At 40.9% G+C, this 17,530-nt stretch carries 20 protein-coding genes and 2 pseudogenes; 21 read left to right on the top strand and 1 reads right to left on the bottom strand.

All coding sequences use genetic code 11. The features are described 5' to 3' along the window. Positions 1 to 258: transposase (locus F986_RS18575; RefSeq protein ID WP_004694136.1), on the bottom strand; the 258-nt coding region annotated here is incomplete at its 3' end. Between the two features lie 385 nt (positions 259 to 643). Here F986_RS18575 and F986_RS08710 point away from each other — a divergent pair. The 21 genes and pseudogenes from F986_RS08710 to F986_RS18405 all read left to right on the top strand — a co-directional run. Further along, the gene (locus F986_RS08710) at positions 644 to 874 is read left to right on the top strand and encodes a hypothetical protein (RefSeq protein ID WP_004694132.1); all 231 of its coding nucleotides are present in this window, start codon (positions 644 to 646) and stop codon (positions 872 to 874) included. Between the two features lie 220 nt (positions 875 to 1,094). Continuing rightward, complete coding sequence (locus F986_RS08700; protein ID WP_004694127.1) at positions 1,095 to 1,382, top strand: HNH endonuclease; 288 nt, start codon at positions 1,095 to 1,097, stop codon at positions 1,380 to 1,382. Further along, positions 1,379 to 1,534 (top strand): hypothetical protein, encoded by a 156-nt coding sequence (locus F986_RS18410; RefSeq protein WP_004694125.1) that lies wholly within the window; start codon positions 1,379 to 1,381, stop codon positions 1,532 to 1,534. The genes F986_RS08700 and F986_RS18410 overlap by 4 nt, the downstream gene beginning before the upstream one ends. A 117-nt stretch (positions 1,535 to 1,651) precedes the next feature. After that, the gene (locus F986_RS08695) at positions 1,652 to 2,131 is read left to right on the top strand and encodes a terminase small subunit (protein ID WP_004694123.1); all 480 of its coding nucleotides are present in this window, start codon (positions 1,652 to 1,654) and stop codon (positions 2,129 to 2,131) included. A gap of 3 nt (positions 2,132 to 2,134) precedes the next feature. Continuing rightward, on the top strand, positions 2,135 to 3,811 hold the full coding sequence (locus F986_RS08690) for a terminase large subunit (protein WP_004694121.1): 1,677 nt from the start codon (positions 2,135 to 2,137) through the stop codon (positions 3,809 to 3,811). 37 nt (positions 3,812 to 3,848) lie between these two features. Further along, entirely contained in the window at positions 3,849 to 4,442 is a 594-nt protein-coding gene (locus tag F986_RS08685) for an HK97 family phage prohead protease (RefSeq protein WP_004694118.1), read from the top strand. Next, positions 4,439 to 5,772: pseudogene (locus F986_RS08680) on the top strand (phage major capsid protein). Before F986_RS08685 ends, F986_RS08680 begins: the two are co-directional and overlap by 4 nt. 87 nt (positions 5,773 to 5,859) lie before the next feature. After that, positions 5,860 to 6,150, top strand: coding sequence for a hypothetical protein (locus F986_RS08675; RefSeq protein ID WP_004694112.1), 291 nt, complete (start codon positions 5,860 to 5,862; stop codon positions 6,148 to 6,150). Between the two features lie 11 nt (positions 6,151 to 6,161). Further along, complete coding sequence (locus F986_RS08670) at positions 6,162 to 7,610, top strand: phage portal protein (protein ID WP_004694110.1); 1,449 nt, start codon at positions 6,162 to 6,164, stop codon at positions 7,608 to 7,610. Next, the gene (locus F986_RS08665; RefSeq protein WP_004694108.1) at positions 7,607 to 7,897 is read left to right on the top strand and encodes a head-tail connector protein; all 291 of its coding nucleotides are present in this window, start codon (positions 7,607 to 7,609) and stop codon (positions 7,895 to 7,897) included. The genes F986_RS08670 and F986_RS08665 overlap by 4 nt, the downstream gene beginning before the upstream one ends. Positions 7,898 to 7,904: 7 nt before the next feature. After that, on the top strand, positions 7,905 to 8,246 hold the full coding sequence (locus F986_RS08660; RefSeq protein ID WP_004694106.1) for a phage head closure protein: 342 nt from the start codon (positions 7,905 to 7,907) through the stop codon (positions 8,244 to 8,246). Between the two features lie 9 nt (positions 8,247 to 8,255). Continuing rightward, on the top strand, positions 8,256 to 8,762 hold the full coding sequence (locus tag F986_RS08655; protein WP_004694104.1) for an HK97-gp10 family putative phage morphogenesis protein: 507 nt from the start codon (positions 8,256 to 8,258) through the stop codon (positions 8,760 to 8,762). After that, entirely contained in the window at positions 8,759 to 9,103 is a 345-nt protein-coding gene (gp17, locus tag F986_RS08650; protein ID WP_004694102.1) for a tail completion protein gp17, read from the top strand. Before F986_RS08655 ends, gp17 begins: the two co-directional genes overlap by 4 nt. A gap of 360 nt (positions 9,104 to 9,463) precedes the next feature. After that, positions 9,464 to 9,934, top strand: a complete 471-nt coding sequence (locus tag F986_RS08645; protein ID WP_004694098.1) for a phage tail tube protein — start codon at positions 9,464 to 9,466, stop codon at positions 9,932 to 9,934. A gap of 9 nt (positions 9,935 to 9,943) precedes the next feature. After that, on the top strand, positions 9,944 to 10,477 hold the full coding sequence (locus F986_RS08640) for a phage tail assembly chaperone family protein, TAC (protein WP_004694096.1): 534 nt from the start codon (positions 9,944 to 9,946) through the stop codon (positions 10,475 to 10,477). Next, the gene (locus F986_RS18795; protein WP_455768424.1) at positions 10,438 to 10,704 is read left to right on the top strand and encodes a phage tail assembly protein T; all 267 of its coding nucleotides are present in this window, start codon (positions 10,438 to 10,440) and stop codon (positions 10,702 to 10,704) included. Before F986_RS08640 ends, F986_RS18795 begins: the two co-directional genes overlap by 40 nt. A 76-nt stretch (positions 10,705 to 10,780) precedes the next feature. Next, positions 10,781 to 11,575, top strand: coding sequence for a hypothetical protein (locus tag F986_RS08630; RefSeq protein WP_017397119.1), 795 nt, complete (start codon positions 10,781 to 10,783; stop codon positions 11,573 to 11,575). 146 nt (positions 11,576 to 11,721) lie between these two features. Then, complete coding sequence (locus F986_RS08625; protein ID WP_004694090.1) at positions 11,722 to 15,453, top strand: lytic transglycosylase domain-containing protein; 3,732 nt, start codon at positions 11,722 to 11,724, stop codon at positions 15,451 to 15,453. A 3-nt stretch (positions 15,454 to 15,456) separates the two neighbouring features. Beyond that, positions 15,457 to 16,074, top strand: a complete 618-nt coding sequence (locus F986_RS08620; protein ID WP_004694088.1) for a DUF2460 domain-containing protein — start codon at positions 15,457 to 15,459, stop codon at positions 16,072 to 16,074. After that, complete coding sequence (locus F986_RS08615; protein ID WP_004694086.1) at positions 16,071 to 16,928, top strand: DUF2163 domain-containing protein; 858 nt, start codon at positions 16,071 to 16,073, stop codon at positions 16,926 to 16,928. The genes F986_RS08620 and F986_RS08615 overlap by 4 nt, the downstream gene beginning before the upstream one ends. A gap of 62 nt (positions 16,929 to 16,990) precedes the next feature. Further along, a pseudogene (locus tag F986_RS18405) lies at positions 16,991 to 17,530 on the top strand (hypothetical protein); the annotation flags it as partial.

Raw genomic sequence — 17,530 nt, 5'->3', positions numbered from 1 at the left:
TTCATTGGCACGCTTTAATTCTTTAATTTCACGTTCCATTTGCCTCATTTTTTCTTGATCAGATATCTGTTGTACTTTAATAGGATTTTGCTGATCTAAATGCTTTTGATGCCAGGCACGAAGTGTTTCAGGAGTACAACCAATCTTAGGCGCAATTGCTGTGATTGCAGCCCAAGTAGAAGGATAATCTTTTTCAGATTCAATCAATAATTGAACCGATCTTTCTCTGATTTCAGGGGTATATTTTAATTTTGTCATCGGGATAGTCTCTCAGAATATTGACTCTCCGACAAACCCGGTACGGTTCAGATGGCATAATGATTAAGTTGAAAGAGCGGGTTAAGAATCTAAGAACAAGCCTGTACGATTAATTAACAAATAAACCGCTCTTGTATAATTTCTTACATATCTATCCCTATTAATTGTGAGAAATGTATTCTTTCGGTATTGATAATATTTTTAATTATGAGAGTATAAAAAAAGAACAATAAAGAGGGATAGATAAGTATGACTTCACAAGATGTGCTTGTAATCTCGGTTTCGGCTTTAGTCCTTACATTAATCATTTATGAGTTCGGGCAAATGTCGATGTTGTTTTAAGCGAACCACCTTCGGGTGGTTTTTTTATGTCAGGAGAAAAGAGATGTCGTGTAAATCATGTGAAGAACGTCGACAGAAGCTAAAGGCAATGTATGAACAGTCAAAACAGTCAATTTCAAATGCAATTGCTTTCCTTGGTGGGCGAGCTGGTAAAGCAGAACAGCCAAGTGTTGATACAGAACAATCAACTGATTCAGCACCTGACACAGCAGAGCAACCAGATCAACGAATTATTGTTAATACTCGAGGATCAGGAAGAGGAAAACGCTCCTAGATATATGGATGAATAACTATGTTCCACAGTATGAATGATGGGAAAGGCATTCGATATGTATATGTGAATGGTAATCGCATTAAGTGCGTAAGGTGGGCAAACGTAAAACAGGGATTAGTTTGTTTCATACCTCATCGTCGCTTTACCAAGAAAGATAGACGCAAGGGTGAAATATACACACGATTATTGCGTGGCACTGTGACAGTGGAGTTCATTAAGCATGAAGCTAAAACGATTGCAGAGCAGACTTGATGCCATTACACCCAAGCAACCTAGACCGCCAAAGAACTGGGGATCAGGTCGCGGTGGTAGACCATGGCGCAGACTTAAAGAAAAGATCCATCTACGCGATAACTGGACATGCCAGCATTGCTGCCGTGTTACTGCACAACTAGAACTGGACCATATTATTAATGTTGCACAGGGTGGTACCGATGATGAATCTAATCTGCAATCGTTGTGTCCGCCGTGTCATAAAGATAAAACTTTAAAGGAGAGTCGACAGTGAATAATGAAGAGCTTTTAGAACAGCTTGAATCATCTGCCAACTTTATGCGAGGCATGTGCTTTGATCCACGCATACCAAACGATACGAAAGAAGCACTTCAAGAACGTGCACAAGCGATAGATGAAGTCGTTCAAAAACATTTAGATACCTAGGGAGGGGGGGAGGTCAAAAGTTCAAAACCTTTTGCCCTCGGACACCACCCCCCATCTCACGTATAAAAAAATTTCTCTTTTTAGCTAAAAGTTAACTTTTAGAGTTAAGGATTTGCGATGGCTTTAACAGCAAAAATGAAAGCTTTTGCTCAAGCTGTTGTGGATGGCTTAAGCAATAAAGATGCAGCAATATCAGCAGGATATAGTGAAAAATCTGCAATGCAGCAAGGTTCTAAACTTGCAAAAATTCCAGAAGTTATTGCTTATATTGATCAATTTAAATCAGTTAAAAAGTTAACTCCTACGACCGAAAAGTTAACTTCAAAAAAACCAAAAGTTAACTCCGTGGATAGTGGGGAAAATGACAACCCTTTGGATGAAGAGAATTACGCCAAGGATGATCCGTTACAGTTTCTTTTAGATGTGATGAATAAAAGCGATGACATGTTCATGCGAGTGAATGCTGCTAAGGCTGCATTACCTTATGTACATGGCAAGGTTGCTGACAAAGGTAAGAAAGAAGCTAAAGCGGAAGAAGCTAAGAAAGCAGCCCAAAGCGGAAAGTTTGGCACCTTGAATAATCAATTACCGAGTTAAAACATGACTGCAATGCTCCCAGTATGGACAACCGCTTGCCCAGACTGGGAGGAGCGTATTGTCAAAAAGCAATCGCTCATGCCATGTGCACCACAGTTTCCGCAAGTTGCAGATGTTGCTGAGCGAATTTTTAAGGAACTCATTCTTGTTGATGTGATGGATAGCCCGAAGATGGGCGATGTCACATTGGAGTGGGTAATTGAATTTGTAAGAGCAATTGCAGGGGCATATAACCCTGAAACTAAGCGTCGTTTGATTCGTGAGTTTTTTCTTCTGATTTCTAAGAAAAATACTAAGTCTACGATCGCTGCAGGAATCATGCTGACTTTGCTTTTGTTAAATGATCGACTTTCAGCAGAGTTGATTATCCTTGCGCCAACCAAGGAAGTTGCCGACAACAGCTTCAACCCGATCCGAGACTTCATCAAAGCTGATGAAGAGCTCAGTTCAATGATTAATATTTCTGAGCACACTAAAACCGTTACTCATTTAGGTACTGGTGCAACACTCAAGGTTATTGCTGCGGAATCTAATGCAGCTGCTGGTAAGAAAGCATCGATTATTTTGATCGATGAGGTTTGGCTTTTTGGTAAGCGTGCCAATGCTGAGTCAATGTTCCGTGAAGCGAAAGGTGGCTTGGCATCGCGTCCCGAAGGGTGCGTGATTTATCTTTCTACCATGTCTGATGAAGTCCCATGTGGTGTATTCAAGCAATTATTAGATTATGCGCGTGATGTAAGGGATGGAATTAAAGAGGATAAAGCCTTTTTACCTCTTATTTATGAGTTTCCTAAGCATTTGATAGAGGCAGGTGAACACTTAAAACCTGAGAATTTTTACATCACCAACCCGAATTTAGGTGCTTCTGTAGACCTTGAATACCTGATTTCAGAGTTCAATAAGGTCAAAGATGCAGGTGAAGAGTCGCTTAGAGACTTCTTGGCCAAACACTTAAACATTGAAATCGGCATGAACCTTCGGGCAAACCGTTGGGCGGGTGCTGAGTATTGGGTCCAGCAAAACCATGTATTTGGACTTGAGCAATTAATTGAACAATCTGAGCTGATCACATTAGGGATTGATGGTGGCGGCCTTGATGACTTACTTGGGTTCGCTGCCTTAGGACGGTTGAAGAAAGATCCACGTATTTGGTGGCTTTGGAATCGAGCTTGGGCGAATAAAATTGCCTTGGAACGTCGTAAAGAGAATATCCCTAAATATAAAGACTTTGAGCAAGAAGGAAGCCTTGTTGTTGTCGATAAAGTGGGTGAAGACATTGACCAGTTGGCGTTAATTGCAAAGCAAATTTATGACAGTGGCAAGCTCGACAAAATTGGACTAGATCCACAAGGTCTTGGAGGTCTCATTGATGGATTAACAGGCGCTGGGATTCCTGAAGAAATTCTTGTCGCAGTCCCGCAAGGACATAAGTTGATGGGATACATCATGACTTCTGAACGTAAATTGGCAGAGGGAAATCTCTGGCATGCAGGACAGCAGTTGATGACTTGGTGTGTAGGTAATGCTCGGGTCGTGATGATTGGTAATGGTATGCGGATTACCAAGCAGGATTCAGGTGTAGGAAAAATCGACCCCGTCATAGCCATGTTTAACGCAGTGGCATTAATGAGTTTGAACCCTGAACCTACAAATAAAGATTACGAAATACATTTCATATAACCGCCTTAATTGGCGGTTTTTACATTTTGGAGGGGCTATGTCTGCTCTACATAAGTCATTCGGCTCTTTTGAGATTAAAAGCGTCGATGAGGAAAAGCGAACATTTACTGGTACAGCAAGTACACCGAATCAAGATCGATCGAAAGACATCATGGTGCCAAAGGGTGCGAAATTCAAATTACCTATGCCATTGCTATTTCATCACGACATGCGAAGCCCGATTGGCCATGTGACCAGCGCGAAAGTAACAGATAAAGGAATCGAAGTAGAAATCCATATTCCTGAGATCAAGGAAGAAGGAAAGCTGAAGGATCGAGTAGATGAAGCATACCAATCTTTGAAGTACGACCTTGTAAAAGGATTATCTGTTGGCTTTCTGCCGAATTGGGATACCGCTGAAATGATTAAAGGCGGCGGTATTAAGTTTGAAGATTGGGAATGGTATGAGCTTTCACTTGTCACGATTCCAGATAACCGTGATAGCGGAACAGATTTTAAAAAAGCTTTTGAGGAACACAAAGCCGCGTTGGGCAAAAAACCTCAGACCGTTACAGATGGCGTTTCATCTGAACAAAAACACGTTGTTGTCAAATTAAATAGCCCAACAAAGGGTGGAGTGAAATTGGTATGAACAAATATTTAAAACAGTTGCTTGATGCTTTAGCTGCAAAAAATTTAGAGCTTCAAGGGCATATTACTAAGTCATTAGATGGTGGCTCTACACCAGACGATGAAACTGAAGCGGCAATTCAAACTGTTGAAGCAGAAATTGCAGCGATCGAAAAGAATATCGAACGCGTCAAAAACAAATCGAAGCTGCTAAACATGCCGCTGAAACGGGGACGCCAGTTGCTGGTGAGAGTGGTGAAGAAGCTAAAGCCTCTGCCGAAGGTGATCCAGATCCAACTAAAAAGAAAACAGTGGTTACAACTGAATCCAATTTGCCAAAGGGTATTGGTTTTACTCAATTTGTTCGTGCAAAAATGTTGGCATGCCATGTTCAAAAGCAAGGTAACTTATTGACGGTAGTGGATGCAGCAAAGCAACTTGGGTTTGGTCAGGATACGGTTCAGTATATTGAAAAAGCTGTGCTTGGAACTACGACTGATGCTGGCTTTGCAGCACCATTGGTTCAGCAAGATACATATAAAGGTGATTTTTTAGAGCTGCTTCGTAACGCAACCATTTTTGATAAGTTGCAAGGTTATCGTACGGTGCCTTTTAATATCAAAATCAATGGTCAGGCTACTGGTGGGACAGCTTCATGGGTTGGTGAAGGAGCTAAAAAACCTTTAACAAATCCAACGTTTGACAGCGTAGAAATTAAAGAACATAAGCTTGCAGCTATTACGGTGTATACCCAAGAGTTGCTGCGTCGTTCTGATCCAGCAGTTGATCAGTTAGTGTTAAACGATTTGATTGCTGCATCTAAAACGCTTATTGATGAAACATTCCTTGGTACACAAGCACAAACCGATGTAACACCAGCGGGCATTCTCAATGGTGTTGTTGCAGTTGCAGCAAGCGGTGAAACCGCAGAAGCAATTGAAGCTGATTTGTTGAAATTGATTGAGACGTTTGTTGAGGCGAATTTAAGTACAGATGGTGCGTACTTCTTAATGAGCGAAACACGTGCAATGCGTATCGCCTTGCTTCGTGATGCATTAGGTAATACTTACTTTAATGGTATGAATTTCGCAGGTGCTGCCCGCTCATTATTGGCTATTCCTGTCATTACCTCTCAATCTGTTGGGGACCGAATTGAACTTGTGAAAATGAGTGAAATTCTTGTTGCTCAAGATGGTGGTGTGGATGTTGCCTACAGTGACCAAGCCACATTGACTGATGGTGCAACGACACATAACTTATGGCAAGAAAATAAGTTTGCAATTCGTGTTGAGAAATTCATCACATGGGCAAAACGCCGCCCGATTGCTGCAGCTTATATTCAGTACACCTAATCTTTATTCATTAGGTCAAAAACAGCTCCTTTATTGGGGCTGTTTTTATATCTAAGCATCAAAGTTGTTTAGCTATGAGAACAGTCTATGAAAATTAAATATTTAAGAAAGGCGCCGCAAGGAATGCCTGGTGATGTAGCTGAAGTTCCAGATCTACAAGCCAAAATCTTAATTAAGTTGAAGTTTGCAGAGTCTTTGGATGGCGAACTTTCGATTGAGTTCTTGAAGAACTTAAATGGAACCCTAGTTGTTGATGATTTTGGCAGTTTGGTTGAATTGCCTTTGATGGTTGAGCATCAATTAGAGAATGTTCAACAAGTGGTGCAAGAAGAGAAGCCAGTCAAACCCAAACAAAAACGTGCAAGCAAAGCAAAATAAGGCGGTAAATAATGGGCATTTTTGGCAATTTATTTAAGAAAAAATCGCTTCAAGGTGTTCATTCAGGCAGTGGATGGCACTCGATGTTTGTCCATGAGCCTTATTCGGGTGCATGGCAAAAAAATGATGAACTAACCCGTGAAGATGTTACTGCACATCATGCTGTTTTTTCATGTGTCTCATTAATTTCACAAGATATTGGTAAGATGCCGATTCAATTGAAGCGCCATGAAAAAGGTGTTTTGGTCAATGCAGATATACCAAGCAAATTTCGCGTATTAAAAAAGCCTAACCGGTTTCAAATTTGGCAGCAATTTAGTGAACACTGGACAACTTCATTGTTGTTACGTGGCAATACTTATGTGCTGAAACGCAGAGATATTTTTGGTGAAGTGACGGAGCTTGTTGTGCTCAATCCTGATCTTTGTAAACCGTTGATTGATGACAATGGAAATGTCTTTTACCAATTGGGTAACGATCGACTTACACAGACTGATTCGGTAGTAATACCAGCATCCGAAATCATCCATGACCGTATTAACTGTTTTTATCACCCACTTGTGGGACTAACCCCAATTATGGCGTGCTCATTGGCTGCGGGACAGGGTATTGAGATTCAGAGAAACTCTCGTAACCTTTTTCGTAATAACAGTCGTCCTTCAGGTGTTTTGACTACACCAGGATCTATCACTAATGAGAAGGCTGCGGAACTTCGTAAGCAGTGGAATGCAAATTATTCAGGTGCAAATCTTGGGGGTACTGCAGTACTTGGTGATGGGGTGACTTTCCAAACCATTACAGTAAGTGCGGCAGATTCTCAACTCATTGAGCAGTTAAAAATGACAGCTGAGATTATTTGCTCTGTCTTTCATGTTCCATTGTTTAAGGTCGGTTTAGGACCCACACCTACGGTTAAAATTTCAGATCTGAATGAAATTTACTATTCAGACTGTTTACAAAGCCCGATAGAAGCACGTGAAAACTTACTTGATGACGGACTAGGGCTTAAAGATAGTGGTTTGGAAGCATTTTTAGATATTAATGTGCTTATCCGTATGGATTCAACATCACAAATGGCACGCTTAAAAGAAGGTGTAGGCGCTGCAATCCTAACGCCTAATGAGGCACGTGTGGAGGTTGGGCTATTGCCGATTGTTGGTGGTGACACGGTTTACATGCAACAGCAAAACTTTTCACTGGAAGCACTTTCTAAGCGTGATCAGCGGGAAGATCCTTTTAATACAAGTTCAACCACTAAGGCTGACCAGAAACCACCTGATTTACCCGAAAATAACAGTGAAAAGTCGCTGTATAAGGGCGTATTTAAATCTGAAAGTCGATATGAAAAAGGTTGTTTTGTTACTCATAAAGGGTCTTTGTGGCACTGTGAAAAAGGTCATTCAGGTGAGTTTGACCATGAAAATTTCAAGCTAGCTCAAAAAAAATGGGGAGAAACATGAGTATCGTTGATTTAGAGGAAGTAAAACACCACTTACGGTACGACGATGACAGTAATGACACCTCCTTAAATGGATACATTGCTGCAGCTGAGTCTGTCATTAAGAATTACATCACAGACACTTTTGAAGCTGATTATCCCGCTGCTATTAAACAGGCCGCTTTACTGTTGATTGGTTATTGGGATCAATTCCGTAATGCTGAAGGTGATGCACCTGTGAACGGCAATTTCTTACCTATGCCAGTGCAGTCATTACTTTATCCATATCGTAAGCCGACGGCTATATAGGTGCTGTATGGGACAACGCGCAAGTGAGTTTCGGCATAGAGTTATGGTTCAAAGAAAAGGGGCTAATCGCGATGAGGATGGTTATCCCATTCCAGCGCAATGGTCTGATTATTTATCTTTATGGGCCAAGATTACACATCTGTCAGGCAGGGATTTAATCGCAGCCCAATCCAATCAATCAAAGGTTGTAGCTCGCATGAAAATTCGATATCGAGAAGATATCGACACAACAATGCGTGTTGTATACAAGGGTAAGCATTACGCCATTGATAGCCAGCCGCTTGAGGATATGAGCACTGGTTTTGAGTATGTTACTTTTCTTCTCTCACAAGGCACTGAGCAGCCTTAAGGTGGTTGTATGGTTGTGGAAGTGAAAATTAAAGGGATGGAGGACTTCTCCCAAAAAATTGAAAATTTAAGCAGCAACAGGACGGTTAAGCGTATTGCGAGAAAGGCTTCACGGCAAGCCATGAATGTTGTGCGGGACGCCGCTAGATCCAATGCAAAAATGATTGATGCGGGCTACACCAGCGAACAAATTTGGAAAAATATTGTTACTCAAGGTGGTAAGAGTCGAAATTCAAATGAAGTTAAATTCCGTGTTGGTGTGAAAACTGGTCCTGAGTTTTGGAGAATGAATAAGGGGATGTTTAGGAAGCAAGGTGGTAATACTGTCCGCCTAAAAAGCCCATATTACACCTACATCCCTAATGATACTCGTGATTGGTGGCTTATTGAATTTGGCACCATTAAAACTAAAGCGCAGCCTTTTATGACGCCAGCACTTGAAAATAATATAGATAGTGCAACAAGTAAATTTGCTGAGGTGTTCAATGCTGAGATTGATAAGGAATTGGCACCATGACCATTGAAATACCAAAAGTACTCAAGAGTGATGCGGATTTAGGAGGGCGTATTTACCCTAATCCAGCAGATATTGGAACTCCATTGCCTTATTTGGTGTTTCAAAATCTTGGCTCATCTCCCGCAAATACTATGGATTGTGGGGCAATCGATGAAAATAATAAGTATCAGTTTGTCGTTTGGCATGATGATATAAAAAAGGCTGAAGCAATTCGCCTAAGGGTGAGTAGGGTTTTGGAGGGTTTTGGCTTTTTTTATAATGGTAAGCACCCTGATATGCAGGATGAGGAAACCAAATTACATGGTCGTGGCTGGAGTATGAGTTACTGGTCAAGCAGATAATCAAATATGGAAAATTGAACAAAACACTAACTTAATTTCAATCAAGTGGATTAAAAAGCAAAAAGCCCGTGACTCGTAATCATGGGCTTTTTTGTGTTCACAACCTTACGGCAGAAGGAAGCAAACCATACATGAATTTTAACATCGGGGACTGGATAGTGAAAGCACTAGAACTCGTACAACAACACAAATCGGTAAGAATTTTTTGTTATTGGATTTTGTTAATCATTGCTTTGTTTCCATTAGCAAAGGTCATTGAGGCAACAGCAAAGCTAATAACAGCGATTCAATAAAACCAATTTTTTACACAGCGTCCGAAAGGGCGCTTTTTTATGCCAAAAAATTGAGGAGTAGCTACTCATGGCGCGTATTAAAGTTCAAAAATCACAGTTGTACTATGTGGATGGTGATGAGGTTATCGCTGTGCAATGTGCAAAAAACTTAACGCTCGGTAATGACACCGAAGAAGATATTGATGTGACATGCCTTGACGATGCAGATGATAACTTTGACCCAGGCAAAATGACACCAGGGGAAGGTACGCTCGGCACAGATTTTGATGATGAAAATGAATCGCACTTAAAGATTCTTGCGTTGTCCAAAACTGATCCACGTAAAAAAGTTATGTGGTATTTGGGTTCAAGCCACTCTGACGCGCCACCTACAATGACAGGTGGTGTTTTAGCCTTGCCACCTGATCGTGCATGGTGGGTGTTTGAGGGTTATTTAAAAGCACCTGAACGTACATTCGAAAAAGGGCAGTTTGTTGGTTATAACTACCCATTGAAACGTACCTCACGCATCAATGAAACAATGCGCACAATTCCTTAAGGGTAGGTTATGGCTAAGACATTAAATCTTAAAAAGTTGCGCAAAGTAACTCAAAGCTCAGCACCTGTTGAACAGATTGTTAAGTGGTCCGTTCTTGTCACTGAGCAGAACATTGATGAGCTTAAAGAACTTGTGGGTAAGCAAGAAATTCAAATTGATGAATTTCTTGAACTTGACGGGCAGGTTTTCATTAAGCGTCTAACATTTGAAGCTCAACAAGAGGTGTCCAAGGCTTTTGAATGGGATGTTGTGAAAGATCCAGAGAATCCTGAATTAAAAGGGATTGATGGAAAGCAGTTGGTGGCATCTCGTTTGGTTGGTTCCATTTGTGAAGATGAAAAAGGCACGCCTTTCTTTGAATCGATTCGAGAAGTTTACACGTCAGACCCTAGCTTTATTAACGCAATCTATGAAGCCGCAAATAAGGTTAATAATTTTACGGGAAAGTCACTGAAGAAGAGTTCGACGAAAACGAGTTCTGGTGCGAGCTCGTCCTCAACGGAATCGGTGGAAGAACAATCCAAGAAGCAAAAAACACCATAAGCATTTCTGAACTGCCAATGTGGAGGGCCTACCGTAAAAAGTATGGCCCTTTCTTTTTTGGAAGAAGAATTGAACAGGGGTTTGGTAATCTTATGGCGGCATATCTAGCTTCTAAAGGCGCTGAAAATGTGAGTGCGTATTCCTTTATGCCACATGAGAAGGAGCCTGAAGAAGTTGAATACAGTGTTGATGAGATGCTTGAAAAGGGCCTGTCCGCAGTTAAGTAATCCTCCTTCGGGAGGTTTCTTTTTGCTCTAAAAATTAGTATCTTGTTCTAAATTATAAATTTGGGGTAAGTGTGAAGTGAAGAAAATAATTTTATTGTCCTTTGTTTTCTTGATTATGGGATGTGAAAGCCAAGAGGAAAAAAAGGCCAAAAAAGATTTAGCTGTTAGCAGTTTTTCTGAAAAAGTTGTTAAGTTGGATTTAATAGACCCTACGTCGGCTGAATTTACTAATCAAAAAGGCTTTTGTGGAGAGGTTAATTCTAAAAATAGAATGGGTGGATATGTTGGAAAGGTTAGATATATTGTTATAGACCCAAAAACCGTTCTTTTTGAAAATGAAAATAATATTGCGAACCAGCAGTTTGCAATTGCTTGGTCGGAGGTTTGCAATAAAGAACCTGAGTTTAATGAGAAAGGGGAATTAATACCACCAAAGTTCAAGGTTCCAGAACCAAAATATAAAAAGGCAGAATATAGTTTTTCAGATAAACATGCTACAGCAACCCCATCAAGTTTAACATTTGGTGAGAACTTCAAGTACATATATCCAATCTTAAGAATAGGGTGCGAGGATGGTGGAACAACAGTAACTTTATGGTCTCAGAGAAATTTATCTCATGAAAATGATGGATATGTTGCTGTCGAGACAAATAAGACTAAAGAGCTTAGGTTAATTAAGGTGAATAGTCGAGAAGATTGGCAGGAGTTTGGAGTTAATCAAGAATTAAATAAGCTAATTAAATCATCTGATAAATTAAAAATCTTTTTTAAAGCAAGTGGTGGTGATTTATCTCTTCAAGAATATGATTTGATTAAATTAAAAGAGGGAATGAGGCAGCAGCAGAATGATTGTGGTTGGGGGAATTTTTGAAATCTAAATTATTCTGATGGGTTTTACCATGAAAAATTTAAATCCCATAGCTTCTAATCACTGGGTTTTCAATCAAATCTTTTTGCGAACATAATATTTAATGCATAAGCGCCCAAGGGCGCTTTTTTTTCGCCTGAGGAAAAGTTATGGCAACAGCTTCACTGGGTAGACTAACCCTTGATTTAGTCGCAAAAATTGGCAATTTTACTGAGCCTATGACTAAGGCAGAACGCCATGCAAAGAACGCAAGCAATAATATTGCAGACAGTTTTGGTATTGCTAGTGTTGCAGCGAAAGCACTGGGTGTGGCTGTTGCAGGTATCTCTGTTGGTGGTGTTGTTTCATTTGCCAACCAAACCATGAATGCTGGTAATGAAATTAAGAAATTCTCACAGCTTGCCAATAGTTCTACACGGGATTTTCAGTATTTTGCTAAAGGTGCTGAAACGGCAGGGTTTAGCATGGAGAAATTCGCCGACGTCAATAAAGATGTTTTAGACCGCTTGGGTGAAGTGTCTCGCGGTGAAGGCGAGATGATGGATTTCTTTGAGAGAATTGCGCCTAAAATTGGTGTAACAGCAGCTCAATTTAAGAATTTAAGTGGCCCTGAAGCGTTGCAGGCTTATTACAATGGCTTGCAGAAAGCGAATTTAAGTCATGCGGAGCAAGTCACCTACATGGAGCAGCTTGCTAATGATGCTTCTATGTTGATTCCACTTCTTAAAAATGGCGGTGAAGGCTTTCAAAAATGGGGTGATGCTGCGGAGCGCATGAACGCGCTTATGTCTGATGAGATGATTGCAAATCTTGCTTTGGCTAAAGAAAACGTTCAGCTTTTAAACTTACAGTGGGAAGGTGCTAAAAACACATTAATCAATGGCTCTATGCCTGCAATACAAGCGACCATTGATAATATGGATGCGCTAACTAATGTGACAATGATTGCAGGTGCATACCTTGCAGGTTCTTATATTCCAACTCTAGCAATCGCAACAAAGGGGATTGTTACAGATACGGTTGCAAAAATCAGCAATATCGCTTCTACACGTGCAAAAACCTTAGCAGATTATGAAGTTGCTAAGTCAAATTTAGCCGCTACAGCAGCAATGGTTCGCGCAATGGGTGTGACTAATGCACAGACAGCAGCAATGATGACAAATGCGCGAGCTGCGTATCAGCAAGCAGCTGCTGCTAAAGCAACCATGTTTGCGGGTTCTGGATTGTTGGGTGTTTTAGGGGGACCGGTTGGCCTAGGAATAACAATGGCCAGTGTGGCCGCAGGCTACCTACTAATGAAAGATGGCGCTGAGAAAGCCACCGCTTCGATTGATATACAGGGAAAATCGGTTGCTGATTTGGTTGTTAAATATAGAGAGTTAAATACTCTTCAGCGTGACAATGAAACAAAGGCTTTAGCGGATCAAGTTGAAGACTTGGGGCTTAAATATCGAGTAGCATCATCTGACTTATATTCCTTCATGGAAGCTTTACCAATTTCTGATGAAAAAATAGCAACTTTTATGAAATTAAATAGCGAACTATCACAGGGGCGAATCAGCAGTAACGAGTATTACGAAGCTGTTAAAAATGTGAATATTTTAACTGATTCTCAGCTCAGTAAGGTTCGTGGATTGGTAGGTGGGTATGTTAAGGCAAAGAACAAGTTTAATGAGGCTGAAACAGCACAAGATGCTTTAGCAAACTCCATGGGGAGCACTACCCAAAAGGCTAAAGAGCAAGCTGTAGAAGTAGCAGGACTTAGTGAGGAAATAAAAAAACTCCTCAGCACCAATAATGAAGAATTTTTAAAAAACACTTCTTTGAATGCCATGATTGGAAGAGGAGCTGACCCTAAACTAGCTAATTATTTCTATGAGGCACGTAAGGCACAAGGAATTCTCGGAACATCGAAAATGCTTAGCGAGGATGTTAGAAAATCGGTATTAGCTCGCTATAACTCTGAGATTGGGTTAAATAAAACTCTTGAAGAGCGTGCAAAAATTGAGGAGAGAAACAAGAAACTTATTGAAGCACAGGGCGATGCAATGAAGGTGAATGCTTTAGTTGCATCTAATGCGGCTAGAGCTAATGCGGAGGATTTAGAGGCGGCAAAAAATTTACCTAAAGGATTATTATCTGCTGTAAACATGGTTGAATCCCCTAAAAGCAACAGCGCTACCAGTAGGGCTGGAGCTGGTGGGCCAATGCAATTCATGCCTGCAACAGCAGATCGCTATAAAGTTGATATTAAAAGCGTAGAGTCTAGTTATCGCGGAGCATCAAATTATCTAAAAGACTTGTTAAAGATGTTTGATGGTGATCTTGAAAATGCGCTTAGAGCTTACAACTGGGGCGAAGGAAATATGCAGAACTATTTAAAATATGGTTCTGGCATGAAACCACTGGGCAATAATAAATTTCAAAAGGGCTACTTCCCAAATTACCCAATGCCTAGAGAGACTCGTGAGTATTCAGGTAAGGTGATGGGCTTCATGGGTGGTGCAAGTGGAGTTTCATTCACAGAGGGTTATTCTTATGATGACTGGCTTAAAGAGCAGGAAAAATTCTCAATTGAGCGTGAAAGACGTGAAAAAGAGCAAGCTGCCAAACAATTAGACCTTGCCAATGCTGTAGCTACAGAGAAAGTTCGCATTAACACCAAGCTGGCACAAGATATTAAAAGTATTGAGGAGGCTGGTTTTCCAGAGTCTGAGTCTAAAAAACTGATTGCGGAGTACCAGCGCCGTGCTGATATTGATATTCAAATTGCTGACGCTGCGCAAATTGATAAATTATCCAGTTTTTCTGATTACACCAAGTCTGAAGAGCAGTTGCTTAATGAAAGTTATGCCCGCCGACAGCGCGATTTGAAACTTGATATTAGCTTGACTATTGGGGCATACACCGAAGCATCGGCTCATATTGAAAAGCAGCGTGTTATGGAGCTATCTGCTTTACAAATTTCTCAACAGAAACAGATGCTTGAAGTTAAAAAAACTTGGATGTCTGCCGCAGATTATGCTCGTGATTACTACGCATTAGTTAGAGAAGAAATTCTAAACACTGCTAGTTATTCGCCTGAGATGAAAGAGGCTTTAACAGTTCAATCATATCGAGATGAAGGTGAAGATCGGGATGCAGCGCTTCAGGATTACTACAGTGCAACAGGTGTAGATACTGAGTTGGAGGATGCGCTGGCAGCTAGAAATAGCGCAATTCAAGCGGCTTATGAATGGGGAATTGTCTCTCAAGAGCAATATCATCAAGACATGCTGAATAGTGAGCGTGATTACCAGCAAGCAAAGGTGAACATGCAACTACAATTCGGGCAAAGTTACGTGTCAGGTGCAGCTGGTGTCATGGCACAGGTTTTGGGTGAAAACTCGAAAGCATATCAAGCTATGTTTGCAATGCAAAAAGCAATGGCGATTGCTCAAGTCATGATGAACGCACCGACAACATTTTCCAATGTCTATGCCTCCGTGTCTCAGATTCCATATGTAGGTTGGGTTATGGCTCCAGTGGCAGCAGGTGCCGCAGTTGCATTGCAATTGGCACAAGCAGCAACAATCGGTTCGGTTTCATTCAATCCGGTGGGTATGGCCCACAACGGTATCGACAACATTCCAAAAGAAGGCACATGGCTTCTTGATGGTGGTGAGCGTGTATTGAATCCACAGCAGAATAAAGATTTAACTCGTTACTTATCTGAAAAACAGCAACGGGAAGAATCACAATCAGTTGTGGCACAGCAGCCAGCGCAACCAATCTATAACATTCAAGCCTTAGATGGGAAGAGTGTTGAGCGTGTATTGAAAAAGCACAATCGCCATGTTGCTGGCAGTATGAAGGGCTATGCGAGAAACTTTGGGAGATAAAGTATGTCTGATGTGTTATTCCCCGATGTCTGCATCGGGTATGACTTTGTAAAAAAGCCGATGTTCAATACCAAAATTATGACATCAGTAAACGGTCGGGAGCTTCGAGCGAGTTATCAAGCTGTGCCGAAATATGAAATCTCGCTCTCATTGCCTATTCTGCGAGAATCAAAAAGAGAGATTCAAAAAATTGAGGATTTCTTTATTGCTCGTCGCGGGGCATTTGATTCGTTCCTGTTCAAAATGCCTTGGGACAATGAATATGAATGCACCTTCAATGGTGACGGCACAACGACTTCATTCCAACTGTATAAAGGTCAGTTGCCATTGGGAAATACCGAAACATTTGAAACAGAAGATCCATTGATGTGGGATGAAGATTTGGACAAGCCCATGTGGACAGATCTAGAGGCACGGATGTGGGACATGCAATATGGCGTTTCAAAAAATGGAGTCTTAACGTTGCCAGCACCTTTGGCTGCAGGTGACAAGGTAACAGTAAAAGGCACATTTTATTATCGTTGCCGATTTGCTGATGATGGCCAAGCTTTTACGCTGTTTAGTTATCGTTTATGGAAAGGTGAAGTTACTTTAATCGGATCTTTGGGAAATAAAGTATGAGAGCAGCTTCTGCAAAACTAATTGCGTTACTTGATGCTGATCAGTTTGTGATGGCGGATCTCTACACCATCACCACTGTTCAAGGTGATGAATTCCGATATACGAATTATGACTTTGATTTGACTGTTGCAGGTCAAACATATAGTTCGAGTGGTCCAATCATCAGTCGTGAAGGAATTAGTCTGTCACTCGGTATTGAAGTTGATAATTTATCGATCAGCATTGATTGTATTGATGATAATGAATGGAACGGCATCAATGTCGTTCAAGCGTTTCATAATGGCCAATTAGATGGTGCTCGATTTAAGTTAGAGCGCATATTTATGGATATGAATAAACCAACGGACACCAGTGCCGGCACCATCAAATTGTTTGAAGGTCGAATCATTGAGCCTGACTTAGATCGTAATTCAATTCAAGCCAGTGTTGCATCAGATCTGGATGAATTGAACGTACAAATGCCGAGAAATCTGTATCAGCCAAGTTGCACGAATACACTGTTTGACAGTGCATGCGGTCTATTGCGTCAAAACTTTATGGTGCAAACGACAATTGAAGCGGGCAGTACACCAGCTCGAATTTTATGCCAAGTGAATCAGCCACAGGGTTGGTTCACGCAAGGCGTAATTGAGTTTTTAGACGGTGGCAATGCTGGTCTAAAACGGACGATTCGCATGCATGAATCAGGTGCTTTGTTATTGACTTTGCCATTGTTGGAAGCACCGAAGGCAGGGCAACGAATCAAGGTTTATCCTGGATGTGATAAACGTTTGGAAACATGCCAAAACCGTTTCGATAATTTCGCTCGTTTCCGTGGTGCGCCTTTTATTCCAGTACCAGAAACCGCAGTTTAAACAGATTTAACATCATTCATTCCATACCCGCTATATGCGGGTTTTTTTATGGGGTTAGAAAAATGCCTTTACCAAATATTCTTGAATTTATTGGTACGAATGTGACTCAAGCAAAGTTTAAAGTTGCTTTAGAAAAATTATTAAGCTACCTAAGTGTTGAGGGTGCAACAAAAGTTGAACTGAGTGCTGCAGTAACACCAAAAGCTGATAAAACTTATGTCGATAATGCGTTAGGACAATTTCAATCAGGTTCGAGTAAGTTCTATGCAACGCTTGCGGAAGCAAATGCAGACATTGCGAATATTATGCCCAAACTTACAACTGATACTGTTAAAGACTTGGTTAATGTTGGTGAAGTTGCTAATGGTGGGGTTTGGTATAAAGCCAGTAGTTCCGCTACAAGCTTAACGAAGAGTCCTTATGACGCATTGAAGCAATCAAAAGACTATATAGATAAGTCTATCGAATCACAAAACATATCATATATAAATGATGATAACAGCAAGTTTAACTTCGTAAATAGATATCAGTACAATTACGATGCGGAATATGTCGCAAATAATGATCCGACGTGGAATGCGGTACCACCTTTTTCTCTGAAA

Source organism: Acinetobacter johnsonii CIP 64.6 (genome assembly GCF_000368045.1).
GTDB classification, from domain to species: domain Bacteria; phylum Pseudomonadota; class Gammaproteobacteria; order Pseudomonadales; family Moraxellaceae; genus Acinetobacter; species Acinetobacter johnsonii.
Note: the sequence above shows the minus strand (reverse complement) of the source record. Positions and strands in the feature narration are given on the sequence as shown.